Source organism: Mesorhizobium sp. M2A.F.Ca.ET.067.02.1.1 (genome assembly GCF_004023285.1).
Lineage (GTDB): Bacteria > Pseudomonadota > Alphaproteobacteria > Rhizobiales > Rhizobiaceae > Mesorhizobium.
On the sequence record NZ_RZSB01000614.1, the window covers coordinates 1 to 3,675 of the forward strand.

Sequence of the window (3,675 nt, forward strand, 5' to 3'; positions counted from 1 at the left end):
ACTGTTCAGGTTGATGGTTCACCGGTGGGAAGGGACCGGGCCATGCCACGGCCTGTCCGAAAGGACGACCACGATCCACTCGGTCTCCTTCCCACCTCAACCATACACCAGAACCAACACACAGGATCCTAGGGTCTTCGCGACGGAGCTTCGCTCCTGTTACGCCCTAGGATGACGACGTTCGATAGGCTTCGGCCAATTGCGAACTTGCGAGTGGTCACCGAACGAACGGCGAAATTCAGCATTCCGGCAGGAAACAGAGAAGGCTGTCGCGGAACTGAGCAGCCGCAAGCTCAAGCCACCAGATCCGGCACCGGCCCGACATAGCGCGACTGCGGTCTGATCAGCCGTCCGGTAGCCTGCTGCTCGCGGGCATGTGCGATCCAGCCGGCGACGCGGCCGGCGGCGAAGACGTTGGAGAACGCCTCTTTCGGGAAGCCGACCGCTTCGAGCAGAAGCGCGGTGTAGAATTCGACATTGGTCTGGATCGAGCGCTGCGGCTTGGCGATCCTGAGCACTTCGAGCGCGGCCTGCTCCACCGTCTCGGCAAAGGCCAGCCGGCTGCCCATCTTCTTGCTGCTTGCTTCGTTGCGGGAACCAAGCTGCCGCACCACCGCCTTCAGCGCGTCGGCGCGCGGATCGCGCACGCGGTAGATACGGTGGCCGAAGCCCATGATGCGCTCGCCATGCGCTATCTCGGCGCTGAGCCAGCCGGTTGCATCGCCGCTGGCCTCGATGGCGTCCAGCATCTCGATCACCGGCCCCGGCGCGCCGCCATGCAGCGGGCCCTTCAGCGCGCCGAGCCCGGCCAGGATCGCCGAGGTCAGCCCGGCCTGTGTCGACGCCACGACGCGGGTCGCGAAGGTCGAGGCGTTGAGCCCGTGGTCGCAGACCGTCACCAGATAGCTGTCGAGCGCCTTGGCAAGCGCCGGCGAGGCGGCGCCGGCGAGCATCCGCAGCATATCGCCGGCATGATCGGCTTTTGCGTCGGGAGCGACCGGAGTCTCGCCCCGGCCAAGGCGCAGCAGGGCCGGCGTCAGCACCGCCGCCGCCCCGATCAAGCGCAGCGCGTCGGCAAGTCCGTCGCCGTCCGGCAGGACGGCCATGCCCGCTCGCATGCTGCTGTAGATGTCGAGCGGCGCGAGCTGCGCAAGCAACGGTTTCACACGATCGAATACCTCCACCCGCGCCTTGCCGATCGCCTTCTCCAGTTCGGCGTCGCCGGGGAGATCGTCGAAGAAGCCGTCGAACAGCAGCCGCACCACTTGCGCGTAGCGCCAGCGGCCGGCGAGTTCCGTCAGCGAATGTCCGCGGATGGTGAGGTGCCCGCCTGCACCGTCGACATCGGAAAGCACCGTGTCGGCCGCCACAACATCATCGAGCCCATTCGCCATGATCGTCTCCTTGACCTTTTGCGCTTTGCAATTAATGCTGCGCAATCAATGCATCAATCTTGATCAAGATAATCAATATAAGGCGGCAAATGACAGAGTGGCTGACGCGGGAGCAAGCGCTGGAGCGGCTGAACGTCCGGCCGCAGACGCTTTATGCCTATGTCAGCCGTGGTCGCGTCGGCATGAGGCCGGACGACGCCGACCCGCGCCGCAGCCAGTACCGCGCCGACGACATCGCAGCTCTTGCCACACGACGCGACCGAGGCAGGAGCCCGCAGGCGATCGCCGAAAGCGCCATCGCCTGGGGCGAGCCGGCCATCGCCACCTCGATCTCGACGGTGCTGCATGGCCGCCTCATCTACCGCGGCAAGGACGCGGTGGAGTTTTCGGCGACGGCGACGCTCGAGGAGACCGCCGGACTGCTGTGGGCCTCCGGCCGTCCGGTGTCATTTGCCTCGCTGACTCCTTCGGCCGCCCGGCAAAGCGGCACGCCGACCGCCTTCGCCCGGCTCTCGGCGCTTGCGGCCGAAGGCTGGCCCTCACTCGGCCGCAGGCCGGCCATGCTGCAGCAGGACGGCGCCGCCGCGACCAGCGCGCTGGCCACCGCGCTCGGCGCGACGCCAGGCTCTGAACCCGTGCATGCAAGGCTGGCGCAAGGCTGGTCGGTGGAAGCCGATGGCGCCGACCTCATCCGCAAGGCGCTGGTGCTTTTGGCCGACCACGAGCTCAACGCGTCGACCTTCGCCGCCCGCGTCGCGGCCTCCACCGGCGCGCCGATCGCCGCCTGCCTGCTCGCAGGTCTTGCGACGCTTACCGGCCCGCGTCACGGCGGCGCGGGTGCCGCGGCGGTCGCGCTGGTCGAGGATGCGGAGCGGCTGGGCGCGGACGAAGCGATCGCCCGCTGGCTGGCGCATGACCGGCCGCTGCCCGGCTTCGGCCACCCGCTCTATCCGGAAGGCGACCCGCGCGCCGAGGGCGTCTTCTCCGGCCTCGAGATCGACGAAGGGCTGTCGCGCCTTCGCAAGGCGGTCCTAGCCGCCACAGGCCTGCACCCCAACATCGATTTCGCCCTGGCTGCTATAACGCGCAGCCTGCGCCTGCCCGCCGATGCGCCGTTCCGCCTGTTCGCCCTCGGCCGCAGCATCGGCTGGACGGCGCATGCAATCGAGCAGGTGACCAGCAACAGGCTGATCCGGCCCCGCGCCCGCTATGACGGGCCTGTTGGCGCAGGATAATGGCCTTGCAGATTAGCCGAAATGCGTTGAGGTCGTCATTCTAGGGCGGAGCAAGGAGCGAAGCGACGCGCGCAGACCCTAGAATCCATTCCGTGACGCTAAGGCGTTGCGACGATTAAAGAATTCTGCGCCGCTGCACCCTACGGCATCGGTCACGGAATGGATCCTCGGGTCAAGCCCGAGAATGACGAAGGGATAGGCCTTTGCGCCAATCTCCAGCGTTCGCGATCGCCGCCAAACGGCGACGCGCTCGTCAAGACATCGTGTCGAGCTTGCGCTGCATCGCCGCGATCTGCGCCTTCAATTCCTGCAGATCGTCGGACTTCTCTTCCTTCTTCGGCGGCTCGGCCGGGGCCGCGGCATTGCTGCCGGCGGGCGGGAACGGCGTGAACATGCGCATGGCGTTCTGGAACATCTCGACATTGCGGCGCGTCTGTTCCTCGAGCGCCTTGATCGGCGTCTTCATCATGTCCATCGGCGTCTTGCCGAAGGCGCCCTTCATCTGCTCGCGAAACCGCTCCTGCTCCTTGGAGAAGGCGATCATCGACTGTTCGAGGAAGCTCGGCACGATCATCTGCATCTGATCGCCGTAGAAGGAGATGAGCTGGCGCAGGAACGGGATCGGCAGCATGTTCTGCCCGTCCTTGTTCTCCAGCTCGAAAATGATCTGCGTCAGCACCGGATGCGTGATGTCGTCGCCGGTCTTGGCGTCCTGCACCGTGAACTCCTCGCCCTTCTTGACCATCTCGGCCAGGTCCTCGAGCGTCACATAGGTGCTCGTGCCGGTGTTGTAGAGCCGGCGATTGGCATACTTCTTGATGACGATCGGGTCGTCTTTAGCGGCCATCCGGATCCTCCCCAGGACACCGGCACCTCTAGGAGTAAGCGGCCGGTAACGATTGCGCCTTCTGTTAAGGATACGCGCAAAAGCGTCACAATTCCAAGTGGTATGTGCACTGCGGCATCAATTAATGCTGCACAGCCATTGCAAAATCCGCCGCGCGGCCAACGTCACGTTACCGCGACTGGCGTGCGCTCTGCTTGCC

Annotated in this window: 3 protein-coding genes; 1 reads left to right on the forward strand and 2 read right to left on the reverse strand. The window is 65.7% G+C overall.

Features of this window, described 5'->3' with window-relative positions; all coding sequences use genetic code 11:
* Nucleotides 1–293: 293 nt before the first annotated feature.
* Nucleotides 294–1,394: a citrate synthase/methylcitrate synthase gene (locus EOA28_RS28645; RefSeq protein ID WP_127251870.1), complete on the reverse strand. Its 1,101-nt coding sequence runs from the start codon at nucleotides 1,392–1,394 to the stop codon at nucleotides 294–296.
* Nucleotides 1,395–1,483: 89 nt separating this feature from the next.
* Here EOA28_RS28645 and EOA28_RS28650 point away from each other — a divergent pair, with 89 nt between their 5' ends.
* Complete coding sequence (locus EOA28_RS28650; RefSeq protein WP_127251869.1) at nucleotides 1,484–2,629, forward strand: citrate synthase; 1,146 nt, start codon at nucleotides 1,484–1,486, stop codon at nucleotides 2,627–2,629.
* Between the two features lie 253 nt (nucleotides 2,630–2,882).
* Here EOA28_RS28650 and phaR read toward each other — a convergent pair whose 3' ends face one another.
* The gene (phaR, locus tag EOA28_RS28655; RefSeq protein ID WP_042641310.1) at nucleotides 2,883–3,476 is read right to left on the reverse strand and encodes a polyhydroxyalkanoate synthesis repressor PhaR; all 594 of its coding nucleotides are present in this window, start codon (nucleotides 3,474–3,476) and stop codon (nucleotides 2,883–2,885) included.
* Nucleotides 3,477–3,675 lie beyond the last annotated feature (199 nt).

Bases quoted from the DNA above. Each gene is read 5' to 3' on its own strand.
- phaR (WP_042641310.1), bottom strand. From the start codon at position 3,476: ATGGCCGCTAAAGACGACCCGATCGTCATCAAGAAGTATGCCAATCGC.
- EOA28_RS28645 (WP_127251870.1), bottom strand. From the start codon at position 1,394: ATGGCGAATGGGCTCGATGATGTTGTGGCGGCCGACACGGTGCTTTCC.
- EOA28_RS28650 (WP_127251869.1), top strand. From the start codon at position 1,484: ATGACAGAGTGGCTGACGCGGGAGCAAGCGCTGGAGCGGCTGAACGTC.